Annotated in this window: 13 protein-coding genes; 4 read left to right on the top strand and 9 right to left on the bottom strand. The window is 35.2% G+C overall.

Annotation, left to right across the window (positions count from 1 at the left end; all coding sequences use genetic code 11):
* Positions 1–10: 10 nt before the first annotated feature.
* The 4 genes from J3U36_RS03815 to fdhD all read right to left on the bottom strand — a co-directional run bounded on the left by J3U36_RS03815 (position 11) and on the right by fdhD (position 4,268).
* Positions 11–916, bottom strand: coding sequence for an EamA family transporter (locus tag J3U36_RS03815; protein ID WP_267378174.1), 906 nt, complete (start codon positions 914–916; stop codon positions 11–13).
* Positions 917–1,100: 184 nt separating this feature from the next.
* Positions 1,101–2,342 (bottom strand): nucleoside permease, encoded by a 1,242-nt coding sequence (locus J3U36_RS03810; RefSeq protein ID WP_267378177.1) that lies wholly within the window; start codon positions 2,340–2,342, stop codon positions 1,101–1,103.
* Positions 2,343–2,397: 55 nt separating this feature from the next.
* Positions 2,398–3,216, bottom strand: coding sequence for a purine-nucleoside phosphorylase (locus J3U36_RS03805; protein ID WP_267361209.1), 819 nt, complete (start codon positions 3,214–3,216; stop codon positions 2,398–2,400).
* Positions 3,217–3,461: 245 nt separating this feature from the next.
* Complete coding sequence (gene fdhD, locus J3U36_RS03800; protein ID WP_267378180.1) at positions 3,462–4,268, bottom strand: formate dehydrogenase accessory sulfurtransferase FdhD; 807 nt, start codon at positions 4,266–4,268, stop codon at positions 3,462–3,464.
* 207 nt (positions 4,269–4,475) lie between these two features.
* Between fdhD and J3U36_RS03795 the strand changes: the two genes are divergently transcribed.
* On the top strand, positions 4,476–5,006 hold the full coding sequence (locus J3U36_RS03795; RefSeq protein WP_267378183.1) for a DedA family protein: 531 nt from the start codon (positions 4,476–4,478) through the stop codon (positions 5,004–5,006).
* Here the strand turns inward: J3U36_RS03795 and mscM are convergent.
* The gene (gene mscM, locus J3U36_RS03790) at positions 5,003–7,612 is read right to left on the bottom strand and encodes a miniconductance mechanosensitive channel MscM (protein WP_267378184.1); all 2,610 of its coding nucleotides are present in this window, start codon (positions 7,610–7,612) and stop codon (positions 5,003–5,005) included. The genes J3U36_RS03795 and mscM overlap by 4 nt on opposite strands.
* A 4-nt stretch (positions 7,613–7,616) precedes the next feature.
* On the bottom strand, positions 7,617–8,465 hold the full coding sequence (asd, locus tag J3U36_RS03785; RefSeq protein WP_267378186.1) for an archaetidylserine decarboxylase: 849 nt from the start codon (positions 8,463–8,465) through the stop codon (positions 7,617–7,619).
* An 895-nt stretch (positions 8,466–9,360) separates the two neighbouring features.
* Between asd and J3U36_RS03780 the strand changes: the two genes are divergently transcribed.
* Complete coding sequence (locus J3U36_RS03780; protein ID WP_267378189.1) at positions 9,361–11,907, top strand: autotransporter outer membrane beta-barrel domain-containing protein; 2,547 nt, start codon at positions 9,361–9,363, stop codon at positions 11,905–11,907.
* A gap of 372 nt (positions 11,908–12,279) precedes the next feature.
* Here the strand turns inward: J3U36_RS03780 and J3U36_RS03775 are convergent, their stop codons facing one another.
* Together J3U36_RS03775 and J3U36_RS03770 are read right to left on the bottom strand one after the other, a co-directional pair.
* Entirely contained in the window at positions 12,280–15,738 is a 3,459-nt protein-coding gene (locus J3U36_RS03775) for an autotransporter outer membrane beta-barrel domain-containing protein (RefSeq protein ID WP_267378191.1), read from the bottom strand.
* A 522-nt stretch (positions 15,739–16,260) separates the two neighbouring features.
* Positions 16,261–17,682: a sodium:proton antiporter gene (locus J3U36_RS03770; RefSeq protein WP_267378192.1), complete on the bottom strand. Its 1,422-nt coding sequence runs from the start codon at positions 17,680–17,682 to the stop codon at positions 16,261–16,263.
* Between the two features lie 232 nt (positions 17,683–17,914).
* On the opposite strand from J3U36_RS03770, the gene rlmF reads away from it, so the two are divergent.
* Both rlmF and dld read left to right on the top strand, forming a co-directional pair.
* Entirely contained in the window at positions 17,915–18,874 is a 960-nt protein-coding gene (gene rlmF / locus J3U36_RS03765; protein WP_267378193.1) for a 23S rRNA (adenine(1618)-N(6))-methyltransferase RlmF, read from the top strand.
* A 361-nt stretch (positions 18,875–19,235) separates the two neighbouring features.
* The gene (dld, locus tag J3U36_RS03760; RefSeq protein WP_267351367.1) at positions 19,236–20,933 is read left to right on the top strand and encodes a D-lactate dehydrogenase; all 1,698 of its coding nucleotides are present in this window, start codon (positions 19,236–19,238) and stop codon (positions 20,931–20,933) included.
* A gap of 118 nt (positions 20,934–21,051) precedes the next feature.
* Here the strand turns inward: dld and mutS are convergent, their stop codons facing one another.
* Positions 21,052–23,610 carry a DNA mismatch repair protein MutS gene (gene mutS, locus J3U36_RS03755; protein ID WP_267378197.1) on the bottom strand — a complete coding sequence of 853 codons (2,559 nt, stop codon included), beginning with the start codon at positions 23,608–23,610 and terminating at the stop codon, positions 21,052–21,054.
* Positions 23,611–23,664 lie beyond the last annotated feature (54 nt).

The following is a 23,664-nucleotide window of genomic DNA, read 5'->3' as shown; positions in this document are numbered from 1 at the left end:
TATAACGCCGTTATGAGCCTGTCTTAAGATTTTTCAGATTTAACAATGCAATGGCTGATAGAATAATGATGACGCCGATCCATTGCGTTAACAAGACAGATTCTTTCAAATAGAAATAAGAACAGGTCACGGCTATCGGAAGTTCAGCTGCCGATAATATCGCACTAAATGAAATGCCAATTTTTGGCATACCAATCGAAAATAAAAAGGGCGGTAAAACGGTTCCTAATAACGCCAATAAGAATCCTAATACATAAAGTGGGTCTGAAATACTGTATTTAAAAAAGAATAACGGTGGAAAAATTAAAAACGTAATAATACATGCACCCGTTATCATTAAGGCACTTTTTTCAAGCTTTGGTAAATCGTTACCCACATTACTACTGGTAGTGATAAAAAGGGAATACATTAAAGCGGCTAAAAATCCAAATAAACAGCCTGAAAAATTTAAATGAATGTCTTGATTAAGAACGCCTGCTGCTAAGCAACTACCGATGATGATAATGCCTACTGTCAAAAGTTGAACGCTACTGGGTTTATTTTTAAATATGACAAAATCAATAATGATACTGATCCATAAATATTGCATCAGTAGAATAATGGCTATTGATGCCGGAACTAATTGAACACACTGATAGTAGCAGATACCAACTAAGCCGGGAAAAATTCCAACAGCACATACTTTCCATTTTGGGGTAGAAGGAGAATGTTTAACAGGGGTTGCTTTGGGTTTATTTAAGCTTTTAACGATTAGGTGACTGCACCATAGTATCAGCATACCCAAAAAACATTGCACACCGGTAACTTCACCTAATGTATATCCAGCTTGATAAGCGGTTTTTACAATAGAAGAGAGGACACCAAAACTACATGCCCCTAAAAAAACTAGAAAACTGCCTAAAAATTTTTCTTTCATATTTGAATCTCAATACTTTTGTAACAAAAAACTTCATCGATAATTTTCGATGTAAAACATAATCACAGGGGGATTAGCCCTGTCGTTTATTCAAGTTCATTAAATGAGTGATGATAATGAATACGAATTGATTCGATTTAGAAGATAAACATGTTGTTATAATCCATTATATGAGTTGACTATCCTATTGTTTAATCTGTTTATTGCTTGTATGGTCATCATGAAAACTAAAGTAAAACACGATAGCTAAAATGAGTGCATAAGACGCAAAAATTAACCATATTGCTTGCCAATCTTTTACATTATTATGGGTACACATATCGACAACTAAACCACTGATAATTGAACCTAAATAAGCCCCGACACCGTTTACCATAGTCATAAATAAACCTTGTGCGCTGGCTCGTATACTTGCATTAACCTCTTTTTCAAGAAAAATTGAACCGGAAATATTAAAGAAATCAAATGCACAACCATAAACAATCATGGATAACATGAGTAAAACAAAACCAAATGGTGTTGGATCACCAAATGCAAATAGTCCGAATCTTAAAGTCCAAGCGATTAAGCTTATCATTATGACCTTTTTTATCCCCAATTTTTTGAGAAAAAATGGGATAGTTAAGATAAAGGCAACCTCTGCCATTTGTGAAACTGAAGATAAAATAGCCGGGTACTGTGTAATTAGACTATTTTCAAATTGCGGAATCTTATTAAAATCACGCAAAAAGGTGGTACCAAAAGTATTGGTTATTTGCAAAATAGCGCCTACTAATACCGAAAATAAAAAAAACACCGCCATTGTCGGTTGTTTAAAAAGTACAAATGCGTCTAATCCTAATCGAGAATGCCATGACTGTTTTATTTTTTTATGAATCGTTATTTTAGGTAGTGTCGAACTGTAAATGACAAGTATGATTGATGCGATACTGGCTACATAGAGTTGTGCATGACTCTGTTCTAATTTAAGTAGGCTCATTATCCACATTGCAATAATAAAGCCTACGGTACCAAAAACCCTTATTTTAGGAAAAGCTTTTAATGAATCAATATTATTGTTGTCTAAACAGTGATAACTGATTGAATTCGATAAAGCGATAGTGGGCATAAATGCTAAAGCATTCGCTAACATTACCCAAAATAATGGATTAGGTTGAGTGATTGATGCTGCATAAAAAAGTGCAATGGCACAGATTGTATGACATAGCATGAAAAGGTATTTAGGTTGTAAAAATTTATCTGCAATAATGCCGATAATGCATGGCATGATTAATGCGGCAAGTCCCTTTGAACTAAACACTAATCCTATTTCAGTCCCTGAAAAATGGAGAGTATGACTCATATAAGAGCCAAAGGTAACCAGCCAGCTTCCCCAAATAAAGTATTGGAAAAACAACATTATTTTCAATCTATTGCTTATGTTCATTACAGATACCTACAAAGTAAACCCTTAATACAACATCAACACAATAAAACAGTAATTAAAAGCGTGCTATCGTTTTAGTAATTAATTGTAAAAACGTTGATTTTACACGTTCTGCTGTTTCAATCACTTCTTCATGCCCTAATGGTTGATCCAAAATACCACAAGCCATATTCGTTAAACAGGATATGCCTATCGTTTTAATTCCCGAATGATGAGCAATAATGGCTTCAGGCACAGTGGACATACCGACTGCATCGGCACCTAATACCCGAATCATTCTAATTTCTGCTGGCGTTTCATAAGTTGGCCCTGTCCACCAAGCATAAACGCCTTGGCGTAAGGTAATATTAAGTTCTTTGGCAACGTCTAAAACGGTTGCTCGTAATTGTTTATTATAAAGTTCACTGACATCTAAAAAACGTACACCTAGTTCATCGTTGTTCGGACCAATTAAAGGATTATTTGCCGTCAAATTAATATGATCAGTAATCAGCATCAAATCACCAGGATTAAAATTGGTATTCACTGCACCACAAGCATTGGTAATAATCAGTTTTTCAACGCCCAGCATTTTCATGACTCGCACCGGAAAGGTCACTTGATCTAACGAAAATCCTTCGTAGTAATGAAAACGTCCTTTCATGGCAACTACTGTTTTATCGCCGCATTGACCAATAACTAACTCATTAGAATGTCCCACAGCAGCTGATTTTGCAAAATGAGGGATTGTGTCATAAGGAATATGGATTGCATCTTCAAGCGTATCGGCAAAAGGGCCTAATCCTGAACCTAATATAATACCAATAGTTGGTTTTTTATTGGTTTTTTGTTGAATATAGCTGACCGCTTGTTGAATATCAGATGTTTGATGCATGGATGTATCCTTAAATTGTCTGTAGATGTTTGTAAGAATAAATTTTGATGAAGCTAATTCATCTTTTCAAGATTAATGTATTATTAATAAATTCATTTTGAGAATGTGTGATGGCGTTGTTATTTTTGGCACATTCTTAAAATCGCCGTAGTATGTCATATCTAAAAAAATAATTAATCATCTTTTTTTTAAAACGCGAAAAAGATCACATAAAAATTTATCGTTAAACTCGCATTGTTCACCTTTTAACGTATTCGGTGACTAGCTGAATAAATCACACCTTTATCATTTTTGAAAAAACCGATTAAGGTAAGATTACTTTTCTTGGCCATATCGACTGCCATCGAGGTTGCAGCGGATACTGCCATCAATATTTCAATTCCACAATGAATGGTTTTTTGTACCATTTCATAACTGGCTCGACTTGAAACAACAATAACACCTTGAGGAAAATTCGGATTTTTTTTAAGTTGTGTCGCTCGAAAGCCTAACAATTTATCCAATGCGACATGTCGACCTATATCTTCGAAACCAGCAATAAAATTACCTGCTAAATCAAGTAATATTGCAGCATGCGTACAACCCGTTTGTTCACCAACAGTTTGAACACATTTTAATGCTGACAATGCTTGATTAAAATAGGATAACTCAATGAAATGAGTGGATGACAAGGTAGGCAAGATGTTACAGACTTGTTCAATCTGTTCCGTGCCACAAATACCGCAACCTGTTCGACCTGTTAAGTTCCGGCGCTTTTGTTTAAGCTCAAAAAATCGCCGTGATGATAGCTCAATGTGCACTTCAAAACCATTTGTCACTTTGATAATGTCAATGCTGTAGATGTCATCTAGGGATTGAATAATACCTTCTGTTAATGAAAAGCCGATAGCAAAATAGTCAAGGTCTTTAGGGGTTGCCATCATGACAACATGTGAAATACCGTTATATACCAATGCAACAGGGGTTTCTATAGCTAAAACATCATGTTCTGAATGGATAGGTTGATTACTGTTAAATTTTTCAACGGTAATATGTTCTAAACCGATTGTCATAGACTTTCTCTGGCTATCTGTCTTTTATAAAACGTTATGGCTAAGTGATTAGCTATTATACGCTATCTGGATTTGTTGAAAATAGGGTATTAGCATACTTAAAAATAGTTGTAAGATAATTCATAATGCACTTATAACTTAACGCTAATACTTACTTATTATGATAAAATAGGTCACCATAATCAATTGAAAATTTGTGATGCAATTATGTCATTAAATGAAATTTCACACACCATAATGCAATTTATTGAAAATCATCAAATCTGGGCTTTGCCCATTATATTTTTATTAGCATTTGGTGAATCGCTTGCCATTATTTCTTTAGTGGTTCCAGCAACGGCTATATTATTAGGTGTAGGTGCATTAATTGGAACAGGTACACTCGCTTTCGTACCGGTATTGATTGCTGCTTCGCTAGGAGCCATTTTGGGTGATTTAATTTCATATTGGTTAGGTAAACATTATCATCATCAAGTTATCCATTCTTGGCCACTTAAAAAGTATCCTAAATTGGTTTTTCGAGCAGAGCAATTTTTTCAACGTTATGGCGCGTTAGGGGTTTTTATCGGGCGTTTTTTTGGTCCGTTAAGAGCCGTAGTGCCGTTAGTTGCTGGCGCAATGCATATGCCAACAACTAAGTTTAATTTAGCTAACATCACCTCAGCACCGATATGGGCATTTGTTCTGTTAGCGCCAGGCGCCTTCGGCGTGCCTTGGTTAGAGACACTTTTTGGTTAAATGGTTCCTACAGTATAACTACGACGCCCAGTTTTGCGACCCAGTGCCTCTAAATTGGTTTGTAATGGTGGAAAAGGGAGTGTCAGACCGTTTTCACGGTAGGCTTCTAGGATTAATTTATGGATTGCACTTCGTAACACCATGCGATGTCCCATTTCAGCAGCAAAAACACGCAGTTCAAATAATTGAATACCTTCTTGAATATCCACTAAAAAAACTTGCGGTTCAGGGTCTTTAAGCACATATTCACATTTATCCGAGGCTTTTTGAAGTAATTCAATAACCAGATCACTATTGGCATCAATTGTAGCCGGGATAGTGAGTACAATTCGTGTAATAGAATCTGACAATGACCAGTTAACGAGTTGTTCGGTGATAAATGCTTTATTCGGCATCACAATCTCTTTTCGATCCCAATCAACAATAGTGATGGCTCGAGTGTTAATTTTGGTGATATTACCAGTCAGATCCCTGATTGTTACGGTATCGCCTATTCGGACTGGTTTTTCAAAAAGAATGATTAATCCCGAAATGAAATTTGCAAATATTTCTTGTAAACCAAAACCTAAACCAACACCAAGTGCCGCTATAAGCCATTGTATTTTAGACCAATCTATCCCAATAAATGAAAAGGCCATCATGGAGCCAATCATTAAAATGATATATTTTGATAAGGTTGATATTGCATAACTGGTGCCCGGTGCTAAATCTAAGTGTTGCAATATTCCCAATTCCAGTAATGCAGGTAGATTTTTAACTAATTGGACGGTAATTGTCATCACCAAAATAGCAATACATACCGCGCCTAAAGTAATATATTGTTCAACTTCGGTACCATTGATGATCGTGGTAGTTCCCCAAAGTTTGATATTATTCATAAATGCGAATGCTGAATGTAATTCAGACCAAAGTAAAATCATACTAATTAAAGCAATTAACATGATGATAGAACGTACAAGTTGTAAAGATTGTGCACTAATCACATCTAAATCGATAACAGGCTCATCGACGTTGTCAGCCAGATCTTCTTCGGGTGTTTTAGCGCGTTGCAGACGTTCAAGACGGCGTTGTTTAGTTCGTTCAAATTCGATACGCCGTTTTTGTATCCACATCCAGCGACGAATCATAAAATAGATAACGAGAAGTCCACACCAAATCACGACCGATGCTTCAAGACGACCTAATAAAACTTGTGCCGTTGATAGATAACCCAAACAAGCAGCAATAATGGCAAGCCATGGCGCACTAAGAAGTATTAGCCAAACGATACGGCTTAATAAATTTTCGCCCGATCCTTTTTTATCAATATAAAGTGGAACTCCTGCTCGGTGGATAGAGTTAGTCATAAACACTAACGCAAAGCAAAGAATGATAAACGCAATACGCCCAATAGTTGCGGCAAATTGACGATTACTGAACTGATCAAAGCTCATGACAACCATAACCAATGGTATGACAAGCCATACCGATAATTGATAATATTTCATGGCTGCACGGACTTTTTTAGATGACCAACCAAAATGACTAATAAACAAGCCGTTTTGTGATGCCAGATGTGCCGTGATGATAAATACCCATAAAATTGGAGCAGCAGCATTAACACCGTATCCTAACGCAACGGCAACAGGATAATCCCAGTTGAGTTGTAATGCATAGCCAAAGACTGCCCATAAAATAGGAACCGGTAAAGCCATGATTAAAGAATATATGACAACTTCTAAAGTTAATGAAAAGTTATCTTGCGTTACTTTACCCACACGGGAGGCAGATTTATTCAAAAATGCGTAATATTTTTTACGCATTTTAAAATGCACAACGACAAATAATATCGATAAAATCAGTAAAAAAAGCGTTTTCGGGGTCGTCAGTATTTGGATTCCCGCTTTATATAATTGTGAAAGCGAGTCGATCGAAAAAATAACATAATTGACGTCTTTAGCTAATTGTAACGGAAAACTCAATGATACGGGATTTACATCAGCAACCCAAAAGAAATATCGATGAGCAGCATCATTCACTTCGTCAATAGCATTAATTAATTGCTTATTGGCAATTTTTAATTTGGTTAATTCTAAAATCGTGGTATCTGTACCTGCGATTAACGTCTTAAGTAACTCGCTTTGTTCACGTAATAGACGACGATATTGTGAGCCTTGTTTTCCTGCGTTAATTTGATTAGATAAATTTGGATAATTATCCAAATTTTTAAGAACATTACTGTAATTAAGTTGTTGAACTTTTGCTTTGGCTATTTCTGCGTCGAGCGCTAAAGATTTTGGTTTTTCAGGTAAACGTAATAATTGTTGACGTAATGTTTCACCTAATGCTGTTGAAAAGCTTAGCCACTCCCCTTGTTCATCGAGAGTAGCTAGGGTATTTTGAACATGAGAGATTTGCGTTGATATATTTGTCTGTTCGTTAATTATACTGGTTAAATGAATCTTTTGGCTTTCCATATTTTGGCGAAGATCTTCATTAGTCTCGTTGAGTTTATCAACGATTTCAGTAAGTTGTTGAACATCATCAATAGTCGTTATTTTTTCTTCAGCGAATAGGGTTGAAGAAAAAACCATTAATAACAAACACAATAATCCACGCATCCACATATTGTTAAATCCTTTCAGCTAATTTTTGACCTACACGTGTTACATCCCCAACTTTAAGATCGTTTGAAAATTCAATCGCATTTGAAGCAAATAATGTAATAACGGTTGAACCTAATTTGAAACATCCCATGTCTTGACCTTTGCTGAGTTTAATTTCATCAGAATATGTCCAACGTTTCATGATTCCTTCACGTGGTGGTGTGATTATTCCAGCCCAATCTACTTCAATACTTCCGACGATCGTAGCCCCGACTAATATTTGTGCCATTGGCCCCAATTCTGTTTCAAAAAGGCATATAACACGTTCATTACGCGCAAAAATATTCGGAATGCTTTCTGTTGTGGCTTTACTGACTGAAAAAAGTGAACCAGGCACATAGATCATCTCGCGTAATGTACCGTCACATGGCATATGGAAACGGTGGTAATTTTTGGGCGATAGATAGGTGGTGGCATAAGATCCATTTTGGAAGTACTTAATCATATCTGGATGACAAGCAACCAAAGATTCGAGTGAATAAAAATGTCCTTTTGCTTGTAATAATTGGCTATCTTGAATTGTACCAAATTGGCTTAATACGCCGTCGGCGGGCATGATAATTGAATTTTCAGCCGTATCAATTTCGCGAGCATCTTCTTTTAATTCCCGCGCAAAAAAGTCATTAAATGTTTTATAGTCTGCGGCATTAGTGAGCTTTGCTTCACTTAAGTCGACTCGATATAACTTACAAAAGCCTTTAATCATCCATGTTGTGACTTTTCCCAACTGTTTTTTGGCTAACCATCCAAAGATAATTGTTAAAAACTGTTTTGGAAGAAGATACTGAATAATTGCTTTAAGCTGATTTAACATAAGTCACTCTCAAATTATTGTAAAAATAGGTCATTATAACAATAATTATTATGAAAGTATAAAACGAACTAAAAACAAAACTGAAGCCTTATTGTTTATTTGCTTTATTATGAGTAATAAAATGATCGTTTTTGCATGGATTAAGAAAACATATTTGAACTTAACCAGACGTTTTATTTAAAGCCTCAAGCAGGATGAGCTATTACGCATTTAAATAAAAATTTGCTAATGAATATTGATGGATGCTGGGGTAAATTCGCTGTCAATTTAAAACAGTTATTGATGAAATAGTTAAAAGTTAAAAGGTTAAAATATTCATGTTAATTTAGTTGATGCTTTTAAAAAATGCCTTTTTTTGCGTTCATCATTTAGTTAAAAAAATGACTGTAATTTTTATTATAAACTCAATTGCAACCTCATTTTGACATGCGTCAATATAAACAACTTATCTTTTCTAAAATGATTTTTGGGAATTATTGTGATTATCTAAATTAAATAATTGTTAATGAATTAACATAATCTATACATAAATAAATAATTATTTACAATCATTAGAGTTTGATATTAAATTCTATTTATAAAAAAAGTAAATATTTTTTTATAGCATATAAAATTTGGATATTAAGTTGTCATTACTGATTCATTTTTCTCAATATCAATAAAATTTTTTTATTTGAGTTAAAAATATCATGTAAATAAAAATAGGTAATGTAGTATTCAGTGCAAAGTAAAAAATAAATATCAATCAGTTGGTTATAGTTTTAAGAGGTAAGTTGAAAAAAAACATAAAGAATTTAAGTGTTATGACCGATATATAAATAAGCTTAAGGCAAGATGGAAATTTTGTGTTTTACACAAAATTAATTGATGGGATTAAATGAGAGTTGTTTTAAATATGGATCAAAAATATAGATTAAAGTGGAATGTTGCACTACAACGTTGGATTATGACTTCGGAAGTATTACGACATGGAAAATCAAAATTTAAAAAAATATTAGTATTAACAGCATTAATGGGCGCTCCCTATATTGCTTATGCTGATTGTTATGCCGGTAACAAAGCGTATGCTAACCAAGGTTCAACATGTGAATTTTCAAACGGTGATTACTACGGAACTAATTTATCACGCATTGAAGGTGAAAATACAACAGCAATATTTACCGCTGATAAGGTAAAAATGATAAGCCCTTCTTATTCAAGTAATCACACGCTAGCGATAGGTGGCGGTAATGGCGGACCTCAAGTAGAAGGCGGGACAACAATATTTAATGGTGATTTGGAAATTATTACCGGTAATAAAGTTTCTCGTGGTATTTATATGTACAATAAGGGTACCCTTTTAATTAAAGGTGATTTAACGATAACTAAAAAAACCCCTACTGGTGCACCACTGGAAGTTGTAAAAGATAACAATGTGGTAACGGTCAATGGTGTTGCAACGTTTAACACTGATGGAGCAGATGCGATACGTAATGGTGGAAACATTACCTTTAATAATGATTTAATCATTAATAACAGTCAAGTTAGTGGTATTGGAATCAGCCTAGGCAACAAGGATGGAAATGAAAAATATTCTGGTAATCTAACATTAAATAAAAATACGACAATTACTACTGCAGGAAAGGGTATCCATTTATGGTACGGAACCTTAACGAATAATGGAATTATCACCTTAAATTCAAATAATGATGTATCAATAGTCCATGCAGCTGTCATGGGTGATGATACGACAACATTTAACAATAATGGAACACTTAGAGCTGATCCCGCTTCGACATCAATTGAACATATGTTTATTCATGAAGGAACAGGAACGTTTATTGTGAATAATAGCAATAATGGGGATCTTTCTTTTGATAAAGGTTCATTATTTAAAAATATCACACCAGGTACAATTAATATTAATAATGCAGGTAAACTTAGCGGAACAATGGATGCTAATGTAGGTATTATAAATCTTGATAATAGTGGTCAATGGTATATTAATGGCGACTCAAATTTAAATAATGTCATAAATTCAGGTCTCATTTCATTTGCTCATAAATCGCCAACTGAATTTCATATTATGGATGTGAAGGGTGATTATGTTGGAAAAAAAGGTATCGTGAAAATGCGTACTGTATGGGGAGCTACTGATAATGAAAGCGATAAAAATATTCAATCTGATACAATAAAAATTGCCGGTTCAGCTAAAGGGCATACCGTTGTTGTTCCTGTTTCTAATGATGGTAAAGAGAATATTATTGATGGTGATATAAAATCAATCACTAAAGCGATAAATACAACGCCTGTCATTTATGTTGCCGAAAGTAATAACGAAAAAGCCTTTAGTGGCACAGCAAAAACGAATGGCGTTGTTGAGTTTCAGTTAGCCAAACGCACTACAGAGAGTGGTGATGAATACTTTTGGACTATGGCAGCTAATTCGAAATCAGGCAAAGATGCTCAAAATGCTAAATTTGATAAGTTAATTTACGCAAATCCAGTGTCAGGTTATACATTGATGCCTCGTGTCAATTTAGAACAAGGGTATTCTAGTATAGCCAGCTTCAGAGAACGTCGAGGTGACATAACTTGTTATGATTGTAGTGAAATTAATGGAAATCATTCTTGGGGACGTTTTTTTGGGAAACAGCATAAACAAGATGGTAAACAACGTTTAAATCTTGATACAAATATTTATGGTTTACAAATTGGTCATGATTTTTTTGTTAAACAGACAGATAGTCAAGATGTCATGATGTTAGGTGCTTATTTTGCCTATAGTAATGCCAATACTGATTTTTCAGATAAATATCATGCAAAAGATGGCGTTATCACACATGATAAAAAAACAGGTAATGGTAAATCAGAAAGCTTTAGTTTTGGCTTAACGAACACTTACTATACCCAAGGTGGGAGTTACTTAGATTTAGTAGGTCAATTATCTTATTTAACTAACAAATATCATGCTAAAAATAGCCATAATCCAGATAGTCAACATGGTTGGGCTGCTGCTGTTTCTGCTGAAGTTGGGCACGCTATTTCAGTGTTTGATAAAAATTGGTCAATAGAACCACAAGCACAATTGATTTACCAACATATCAATTTAAGTCACTTTAGAGATGGTATTCGTCATGTTGATCAAAATGGACAAGACGGTTTACGTAGTCGTTTAGGCTTAAAGTTATCCTATCATGATGATAACCAATTTAGTCAACGCAAATCTTTTTATGTTATTGGAAATTTATGGCATGATTTCGTGAATCCAGAAAAAACCAATATCGGTCGTAATCATATCAACGAAAAGTTTGCACGAACTTGGGGAGAAATGGGTATCGGTATGCAGTTACCTATAGTGACCAACATGAATCTGTATAGTGATGTTCGATATGAACATAACTTTGGTAGTACTCATCGTCAAGGTCTATCAGGGAATGTTGGAATGATGATCCGTTGGTAGTATGGAATATTAACGATTAATAATAAAAAGGATCGTACATCATTGGTTTTATAATGTTGTACGATCCAGTAAAGTAAAATTTAAAACGATTTAACACCGCTAAATTTGTCTTCTATCCTTCATATCCTAAACAACAGTATAAATAGATTACTCTTACCGATTGCATAGCCTATAACTTAGGTTAAATTGACAATTTTTAATATTACATCGTTTTGTCTGTCATTATTGGTCATTGTTAACCAATTTTGATGACGTCAATAAGCCATTTTTTAAGGCTAATCTTAGTTCAATTAATAATAGAAAATTAAGCGTTGAATATTCTGCCACATAAATTCAACATTACTTTCATGTGGCAGAATAGATTGATGATAATTACCAGTTTATTTTTAAACCGATGTTACCACGAAAACTTTGATGTTTACTGCCACCAAAATTGTGTTCATAGCGGACATCACCATATAGTTCACTTTGGGTAGTAATTGGAATATTTAAACCTAAACCAATTTCTCCCCAAGTTTTATTGAACTTCTCGCTAAGTTTATCACGTCCAATTTTTACATCATCAGGGCTAAAGAAATCATGCAAGATATTTACAATACCATATACTGACGTTTTTTGGTCTTCTGTATCTGTTGCATTATACGCAAACATGACACCAACACGACCACGTAATGTATCAGGATTATTCTGATCGACATGGCGAATATGATCATTAAAACTGTCAAGTTTCAAATACTGATATGTCAGTTGTGCTTGAGGTTCAATAGACCAATTCGTTCCACTTAATGGAATTGAATGACCTGCTTCAGCCGATAGCGCTACACCCCAACCATCTTGAGTGGATGGATTTTTACCTGTGCGAGCATTATATTTGTTGCGTAGATAAGATAATTGACCCACTAAGTCAACATAAGTGCCAGTACCGGTATAGTAGGTATTAGTAATACCCAAGCTAAAGTTATCTGATTCGCCTTTCCCTGTTTTTTTGTTACTGATGAGGATACCGTCTTTAGTACGATATTTATCAGAAAAATCAGTTTTAGCTCTGTTGTAAGACAGATAACCACCAAATAAATTCAGACCATTATTTTCCAACGATGTGATGGCGAAGTCGTGCCCAATTTGGAAACCATAGATATTGGTTTCAAAATTGAGGCGATGTTCACCATCTTGTTTTTGATGTTTACCAAAAATTCGAGCCCAAGTATTTTGACTATCGTCAGTAGCACAGTCCAAGCAATAGATATCTCCACGACGTTCCCTTAAATTAGCTAACGTTGTGTATCCTTGCTCAAAGTTGACACTCGGCATAAGTGCATAAGCCGCAATTGGATCGGCATAAATAGTTTTATTGGTTTCGACAAGTGATTTGGTTCTTGCTTTCATTGTCCAATAGTATTCATCTCGATTATCGACGGTACGTTTAGCTAACTGAACTTCTGTCAATCCGGTCGTTTGAGCTTTACCCGTAAAGGCAACTTCTGATCCGCTATTAGCAACATTGACAACTAAAACACTATTCAAACTTTTTTCAATTTGCTTTATATTACCATCAATAATGCGTTCTGTACCATCAGCAGATAATGGAACGATGGTCGTTGTGCCTTTAGCTGTTCCACTTATATTTAAAACATCTGACTTGATGCTACTATTATTTGGGTCGTCTGAAGCATTCCATATAGTATGCATTTTCACTGTACCTTGATCACCAACATAATCACCGGCAATATCAATTGAATAGAATTCGCTTGCACTACGGTTAAGCGATGTTGGGTGTTTAAAGTGAATGGTTCCGGCATTTTTGACATTGGTGAGAGTAGAATGTTCAGTGATTTCCCAAAGGCCAGAGTTATTTAAATTAATGCTACCATTTCCAGTTTCAATCTTGCCATACAAATTACCAGCATTATTAACGACGATAGTTCCTGTAGATGTGTTGGTAAAAAGATTACCATTGTTAGCATTCAATACACCCGTTTTCGCATTGTTAATTTCTAATGTACCTGTTTTATCATGACTAACAATAGATTGAATATTATCAATTTTACTGGTATCTAATGTTCCAGTATTATTAAATACCGCTTTTTTGCCAGATTCGACAGTACTATGTATCGCTGCCGTATCCGTCACGGATTCAATTGTCAATTTACCTAAATTAGATAGTGAACCACCATCGAGAATAATGGCTTTATAACCTTGCGGAGATTTAATATTTGTATTTTTTAATATTAAATTTCCACCTGTTTGATAAATAGCGCTTGATTCTGTCGTGGTTATGTCTAACTGTGAATCATCTGCGGCAATGATGTTTCCTCCGCTAAGATGAATACCGTTGCCCAATTGGGTATTGATAGTGGTTTGTTGATTCAAATTAACTGTACCATTTTCAACATGAATACCGTGAGTAGCATGTTTAGCATTAAGCGTGGTATTTTTGGCTAAGTTGACAGTACCATTTGTAACTTTAATTAAATTACCATTATTCGCATTTGAACTGATATTTAATTGGTCGGCTTTATCACTATTGATTGTGCCACCATTAATATTGAGACCATCGCCCATTTCGGTAAAAATAGTCGTTTCTCGGTTAAGGTTTAATTTACTATTACCACCCATAGTTATACCATTACCGGCGCCTTTTGCAGTAAGGGATGTTTTGCTCGCTAAATTAATTTCTCCCAGATCTTGCAGTTTTATGACATCACCGTTACCGGTATCCGTATTATTGGAATTGACGCTATTGGTGGTTGCGTTAAGTTCGGAACCAAAAGACGCTTTCCCTTGTCCTGAGACATATAATGAAGTGCCTGATGCATAATGTTGATTCCCTGCACCATATGATTCAATTGTAGTTATACCATCAATATTCATTTCACCACCATAAATATCGATGGCGTTATGGCTAGCACCGCTTAATTTATTTGATTCTACACCCAGATTACCTTTCACATGAATCGAACCAGAAGTTTGAACAATTCCTTTTCCTTCTTTCATATTAATATTTAGATCATTATGAAATGTAGTGTCACCTGCGCTGTTTTTTAAACCAACATAATTTGCTTCAATATTGACGTTTTTCTCAAAATTTAAGATCCCCCCTAATTGGGTATCATTTAATTCCGAACCATTACGAATACCGTCACCATTCGATTTTATATTGGTTTCTCCTTTTACCGTGATGCGTGCTGAGTTTGCCTTCGTCAAAGACACGTCGATCGGGGCACCCGTTTCAAATTCGGTTTGTGACTGATCATTTTTATCGGGCCAGAAATCGGTGTGATTGATGTTTAAATTACCATTAACCACTAATTCACTATTGTCCCCTAATAAAATACTACTTGGTCGGTATTGTTTTTTTGTAGCATCTGGTGGTAAAGTTTGAGCGTTAAGATTAATCGTTAAATCGCCGTCAACGGTCACCGTTCCGCCTAAATTTGGACGATTATTTACTGGGTCTTGCTTAGGATAAGGTTCTGTCGTCCCAACGACCAAAGCATGATTTTGGTTTTTGCTGGTAATGGTCACTTTACCGTTAGTTGGATTAAAAGTCAGTTTACCGCCGTTATCAACAGTAATGACTTTATTATCTTGCCCTTTAGTTTCAATGCCCGTATAGCTGTCATCAGTAAGTTCACAGTTACTACCATTGACATTTATTTGGTTTTGAACATTGATTGAGCAAGGACCAGCTAATGCATTAGCGGAAAGCGAAGCCAATGCTGTTACTGCTAACAATTTTGAACTTTTCGTTTTCCCTTTTTTTGCCAGCTCTGAAACAACAACCCATTGTCGTTTAGAGGTGTGCCAGACTATTTTGTAAACTTTATTCATATTTTCATCCTTTTAAGGTATTTCTTAGTCAACTTTGTTAGAAATCAAGCCAACAAAGTTTTTTTTATAATTAGATCTTATTACTTGTCTTTAACGGGTTGCGTAAAAATTATCCTAACAATATTTACATTTAAATAATAATTTGATGTGAATTATGTATCTAAATTGATTTTATTGTCAGGAACTCGTTAAAGGCGATTAATTCTATTCTTATTCGATTAATAAGTATATATAAAAATCATCTTTTTATGATCATAATTTGATCAGTGAAATTAGTGGTTAAAATCAAAAATTAAATTTTTGTTAAAATGTGTAAGTGTGCATTTCGACCCGTGATTAGGGATTAATATTATTTCGATAGGCATCGGGTTAACATTAAAAAATAATGCTAATCCCGATGAAATAAAATTAAGTGAAGTGTTTTCAACTAGTAAAAAAGAAATATTTAAAGTTCTTTTAGGATTTATTAACAGGCAATATTCATCTGATGTCACTGACTGACCCCATTCTATTTTTACGTTGTCAAATAAAAAATAATAAATTATTAACAATAAAAACAGGGATTAATATGCCAATTGACCATTTCATATACCCAAAAAAACTAGGCATCTTGATTTGATTTTGGGTTGCAATACTTTTAACCATAAAGTTAGGTGCATTCCCAATATAACTTAAAGCACCCATAAAAACAGAACCCATGGATACGGCTAATAAGGTCTTTTCAAGCGAAGTCATTAATATTGTTGCATCACCCGATGCTAAATTAAAAAAGACGAGATAAGTTGGTGCATTGTCTAAAAATCCTGATAGTAACCCGGAAAGCCAAAAATACATACTATTAATGGGGTGCGCTTGTGGATTATTAACTAATGAAACAACAGTGGATAGTGCGCCGTTACTGCCAGCTTTCAAAATTGCCAGAACCGGTACAATTGTAATAAATATACCAATGAATAGTTTAGCTACTTCAATAATAGGTTGCCAATTAAACTCGTTAGCTGCGCGAATGTTTTTCGGAGTTATGCAAATAGAAATTAGGGTGATAATGATAAAAACGCCATCTCGGACAAGGTTAGGCAGACTTAGATGCGTCCCGAATAGCGTTATCTCTATAGAAGAATGCCATATTCCAGATAATAGAACCATTGCAATAATCAGGATTAACAGTAACACATTATTTAATCCATAAAACTTTATGGAACTGTTATTTTTGGGCATTGTGGCTAAATGTTGCTTTCCGTATTGTAATTGGAAATAGTGGCGCTCAATGAAATAAAAAATCGTGAGTAATAATGTCGAGGTTAACAATACTGGTAATAACATATGGCTCATTGTCCAGAAAAAATCGACACCTTTTAAAAAACCGATAAATAGTGGCGGATCACCAAGTGGTGTCAATCCTCCTCCTATATTAGCCACTAAAAAAATGAAGAAGATAATAATGTGAACGGCTTGTTTTCGATTGCGATTGGCTCTGATAAGGGGGCGTATCATTAGCATGGCAGCTCCAGTTGTTCCCATGATTGAAGCTAATAAAGTGCCCACTGCTAATAAGCATACATTTAATTTTGGGGTACTGACTATTTCACTTTTAATTAAAATACCACCTGATACGGTAAACAGCGCCAGCAATAACAGAATAAAAGGAAGATATTCAGCGAATATTGCATGAGTAGTTAGCTCAAGAGTTGATTGCCACCCAAAAAAATAACATGCTGATCCCATAAAGAGCAACGTCCAAAAAATGGTGATCTTGCCATAATGATGATGCCAAATTCGGGGGATCAATAATGGTAACAATGCTATCGACAACAAAATACCAACAAATGGGATACCCCAAATAAGTGATAAATGTTGACCACTAAAATCATCAGCATACAAGTCGAAAGGGATGAAGGTTAATATAAACAATGGTGTTAGTGATAATTTAATTAAATGATTCATTAGGTGTATTTTGAGTATTCTTTTATAACCTATTATAACAAATATTTTAATTGTAATTGTTATTACAGTAAGTTGTATCAAAAATCATACTAAAAAGTTTAATTATTTTATTAAGTTAATACTTAAGATGTGAAAATAATGTGTGTAAATGGCGCTTAATTAATCGTGTATGTATTTTTCTCACAGCAAAACGTCATTATAATAGATAATAGTACACATTTCTGGAACAAGCATGCAAAAACGATCACCAACTGTCAACGCATCGCCTTTACATATTCGCAATAAACATCGCTATGGATATGATTTTGCAAAATTAATTAAAGCCGTGCCAGATTTTTCACCTTTTGTTAAACGGAATCAATACGGAAATTTATCGATTGATTTTGCTGATCCTGACGCTGTTAGAATGTTAAATAAAGCACTGTTATTGACCTATTACCAACTTTCTTATTGGGATATTCCTAACGATTATTTGTGTCCACCAATACCCGGACGAGCCGATTATATGCATTATTTGGCCGACTTGCTGGCAGAAGATAATCAACATATCATGATGACGGGTAAAAAAGTTCAGGTGTTGGATATCGGTATGGGAGCCAATATGATCTATCCTATCATTGGTCGAGCTGAGTATGGTTGGTCATTTGTGGGCAGTGATATCAATCTAACAGCCATCAAAGTTGCATCATTAATCACTAAGGCTAATTTGTTACTTAAGGAATCTGTTCAATGTCGATTGCAAAAAAATTGTTTGGCGATTTTTGATGGGATTATTCAGCCTAAAGAGTTTTATATGCTTACCCTTTGTAATCCTCCTTTTCATGCGTCAGCGCAAGCTGCCTTGGCCAGTACCCAGAAGAAACTTAAAAATCTAGGAAAATTGGGTGATTCAAAACAAAAAACAGTACTGAATTTTGGTGGGCAACATATGGAGTTATGGTGTCAAGGTGGCGAAAGTACATTTATCAGTAATATGATAAAAGAGAGTGCCAATTATAAAACACAGTGTTTATGGTTTACGACATTGGTTTCAAAAAAAGAATCATTACCGGTAATTAGAAAACACTTAAAAGCCGTTAAAGCTATTGAGACAAAAATTGTGCCTATGGCACAAGGACAAAAAATTAGCCGTTTTGTCGCATGGACTTACTTTAATAAAGCGGAACGTCAACAGCTTCTAGCAAATTATTAATGTTTAGTAAAATATCTCAAACAGACAGGTATTTAAGTACTACAAAGGCGAGTGATTAATCCCCCAATGTGTCCTGCAAATAGTATTCAATAATTTTTGTGTTGTTAGTTGACCTTTTCTTGTTTTATCTAATCAGATGTTTAATCAACATGCTATTTTTAACATAAATAAAAAATGATATGTAATCAATGTTTAATATTAAAAATGGGTATTCATTAATTATATAATTCTTTGTTATAACTAAAAATTATTATTTTTCTTATAAAAAATTAACGATAATTAAAATGCTTTGCAATGAACAGTAATGGTTATAATATAATCAATACTGAAGCGATTTCCATTTAGGTATAAGGAAGATAATATGAGTAAGAATACGACGGCAGAACTGATTGAAAAGTTAGAAACTATTGTGGGCAAAAAGCATACATTAACTGATCCTTCCCGTACTTTACTTTATCGTAAAGGTATTCGTTTTGGGGAAGGTGATGCTATTGCAGTGGTTTTACCCGGTACGTTAGTTGAACAGTGGCTAGTTTTAAAAGCGTGTGTTGAAGCCGATGTCATTGTGATTACTCAATCGGCAAATACAGGATTAACCGGTGGTTCTACACCTGACGGTAATGATTATGATAGGCCTGTGGTAATTGTCAGTACTCGTCGACTTGAAGGTATTCAAGTGATTGAAAATGGTGAGCAAGTGGTTTGTTTGCCAGGCAGTACACTATTTAAACTTGAAAAAGAGTTAAAAAAATATAATCGTGGGCCGCATTCGGTAATAGGTTCATCTTGTATTGGCGCATCCGTTATGGGTGGGGTGTGTAATAATTCTGGTGGTGCTTTAATCCAGCATGGGCCTGCCTATACACAAATGGCCGTATTTGCTCAATTAGATGATCAAGGACAATTGCATCTGGTTAACCATTTAGGGATTGAATTAGGTGATGATCCAGAGACGATCTTACAAAATCTTCAAAATCATACTTATACTGAAAAAGACATTAATCATGATGCAGGTTTAGGACACGATCATCATTATTGCGATCATGTTCGTGAGATTGATGCCGATACGCCAGCGCGTTTTAATGCCGATCCAACTAGACATTACGAAGCTTCGGGTAGTGCAGGTCGGTTAATGGTATTTGCTGTACGATTAGATACATTTCCACTTGAAAAAAATAGTGCAGTATTTTATATCGGTACTAATAATACTGATGATCTTGATGAAATCCGACGTCATATTTTAGCTCACTTTAAAAATTTGCCGGTATCGGGCGAATATATTCATCGTGATGCATTTGATATCGCTGCTGTATATGGTAAACATATCTATTTAGCCATACAAAAATTAGGGACAAATGTGATTCCTCGCTTATATGCATTTAAAAATTTCGTTGATCGTGTCAGTACAAAAATTCCATTCTTCCCCAATAATTTTTCAGATCGATTTGCGGTGTCTGTGAGTAAATTACTTCCTAACCACTTACCTAAATCTATTCGTGATTATCGTGATCGTTTTGAACATCATCTTATTTTAAAAATGGCCGATGATGGCATAGCGGAAGCTCAGGCATTTTTGCAAACATTTTTTCAAAACAAACAAAGCGACTATTTTCATTGTAATGAGAAAGAAGCAGAAGCGGCGATGTTGCATCGTTTTGCGACAGCTGGTGCTGCAACTGTTTATCGTAGTGTCCATTCGGATACGGTTGAAGATTTGGTGGCACTGGATATTGCTTTACGACGTAATGATAAAGATTGGTTTGAAACATTACCAGAAAATATAAGTCAGCATTTTATTCATAAATTATATTATGGGCATTTCTTCTGTTCTGTTTTTCACCAAGATTATATTGCCAAAAAAGGAACAGATTGCCACAAAGTGAAAGAAGCGATGTTAGCTATTTTAGATCAGCGTGGGGCACAATATCCTGCTGAACATAATGTTGGTCATTTATATCAAGCTAACGCTGATTTGAAAAAATTCTATCAGCAATTAGATCCGACTAACAGCCTCAATCCAGGTATTGGTAAGACATCGAAAAAGAAATATTGGCAGTAATTTGACCTTAAACGAAAACCGCCAGTATTGATAAACTGGCGGTGTTATGTTGATATGACTAAATAATCATATTGTTCAATAATTCGATTAATATATTGTCTTGAAAATCATTTGTATATCAAAGTAATTTTTTTAATTGATATAACATTTCTAATGCCTGTTTCGGTGTTAATGCATCAGGATCTATACGTTTTAAAGCCTCTTCAACTTCAGAAGGTTCTGATTCAGTTTCAAACGAAAGTTGCGAGCTATCAACATGGCTGTTCGCTGTCTGTTTTGAAATCATTTCAAGCTCTTTTAATTTCTGTTTAGCCCGTTTTAAAACCGTTTTAGGCACACCCGCTAAACCCGCAACGGCGATACCGAAACTTTTGCTTGCTGCACCTTCAGAAACTTCATGAATAAATGCAACGGTATTATCATGTTCAATAGCATCAAAATGGATGTTATAGACGCCTTGCATATGTTCAGGTAGTTGAGTTAATTCAAAGTAATGAGTAGCAAATAGGGTCATCGCCTTAATGTGATTAGCTAAATTTTCTGCACATGCCCAAGCCAATGAAAGCCCATCATAGGTCGAAGTGCCTCGACCAATTTCATCCATCAGTACCAAACTTTGTTCAGTTGCGTTATGCATAATATTGGCTGTTTCAGTCATTTCAACCATAAAAGTAGAACGCCCGGATGCTAAATCATCTGATGCACCTATCCGCGTAAAGATGCGATCAACAGGTCCAATCACGGCTTTAGATGCAGGAACAAAGCTACCAATATAAGTCAGTAAAACAATCAATGCGGCCTGACGCATATAGGTGCTTTTCCCGCCCATATTTGGGCCTGTAATAATAAGCATTCTGCGGTTTGGTGATAGCAAAAGCGAGTTTGCAATAAATGGTGTTTTTAATACTTGTTCTATAACCACATGTCGACCATCTTTAATTTCAATTCCTGCACTATTAGATAATGTCGGGCACTGATAATTAAGTGTTAAAGCACGTTCAGCAAGGTTAGTTAGTACATCAAGTTCAGCTATTGCATCGGCACTCATTTGCATATTCGCTAAATCAGGCAAAAGTAACTCAAAAAGTTGATCGTAAAGTTGTTTTTCTAAAGCTAATGCACGACCTTTAGAGGTTAACACTTTATCTTCATATTCTTTTAATTCTGGAATAATATAACGTTCAACATTCTTCAATGTTTGCCGTCTGGTATAGTGAATCGGCGCTAAATGGCTTTGCCCTCGACTGATTTGAATATAGTAACCATGTACCGCATTAAATCCGACTTTTAAGGTATCGATACCTAGCGTTTCACGCTCGCGAATCTCGAGTTGTTCCAGATAATTCGTTGCACCGTCAGCAAGATTACGAAGTTCATCTAATTCGGCATTATAGCCAGTTGCAATCACCCCTCCATCACGAATAATAACGGATGGGGTTTCAACAATCGCTTGATTTAAAAGATCGGCTATCTGATCAAATTGATTGATTTTAGCTCGTAAAGCAATTAAATAAGGTGATAAGTGATGATTTAACAATTGTTGTAATTCTGGCAATACATTATAGGCATCACGTAAACGAGCAAAATCACGTGGGCGTGCTGTTCTTAACGCTAATCTGGCTAAAATTCGTTCCAGATCACCAATTTGCTTTAAGAACGGTTGAATATCACTAAGATCATGTTGTAATTCGCTAATGGCTTCTTGTCTATTTTGCAAAATAACCACATTACGGATAGGCGAATGCAACCAACGTTTTAACATTCGGCTTCCCATAGCGGTTTGCGTTTTGTCTAATATATCGGCAACCGTATTTTCAGTGCCACCACATAAATTTTCGGTGATTTCTAAGTTTCGGCGAGTAGCTGCATCTAAAACAACAAAATCATAGGCTGACTCTTTAATGATAGAGCGAATATGGGGCAGGGCTGTGCGTTGAGTATCTTTAACATATTGTAATAAACAACCTGCGGCAGACAATGCATAACAACAATCTTCAACTCCAAATCCGACTAAATCATTCGTTCCAAATTGTAACTTAAGCTGTTGTTTTGCTGTTTCAAGATCAAAGTCCCATAATGGGCGCCGTCTTAAGCCATTACGATTGTCAATTAATGACATGGATTCGAAATCTTCAGGATAAAGAAGTTCAACCGGATTTGTCCGCTGTAGTTCAGCTTGCATTGCTTCAACGTTATCGCATTCGAATACAAAAAAACGACCAGAACTGATATCAAGAGTTGCATAACCAAAATGATTTTTGTGCTGCCAAATGGAAGCCAACAAATTATCTTTTCGATCTTCTAAAAGTAATTCATCACTTACTGTGCCAGGGGTGACTATACGAACAACCTTACGCTCAACAGGTCCTTTACTGGTAGCAGGATCGCCAATCTGCTCACAAATTGCGACCGACTCACCCAACGCAATGAGTTTTGCTAAATAACTTTCAACTGCATGATAAGGCACGCCTGCCATTGGAATAGGTTCACCATTTGAAGAGCCTCTTTTAGTTAACGAGATATCAAGAAGTTGCGAAGCCCGTTTGGCATCATCATAAAACATCTCATAAAAATCACCCATACGATAAAACAGTAAAATATCCGGATTTTCTGCTTTCAATTTTAGGTATTGTCGCATCATTGGTGTGTGGTCGGTGAAGTTGTCGTATTCGGTCATATTATCAATTCTTTTTTATCTAAAACTCAGGCGATTACTATTTCTAATCTTACT

It is taken from the genome of Gilliamella sp. B3817 (assembly GCF_026536705.1).
GTDB classification, from domain to species: Bacteria; Pseudomonadota; Gammaproteobacteria; order Enterobacterales; family Orbaceae; genus Gilliamella; species Gilliamella apicola_I.
Note: the sequence above shows the minus strand (reverse complement) of the source record. Positions and strands in the feature narration are given on the sequence as shown.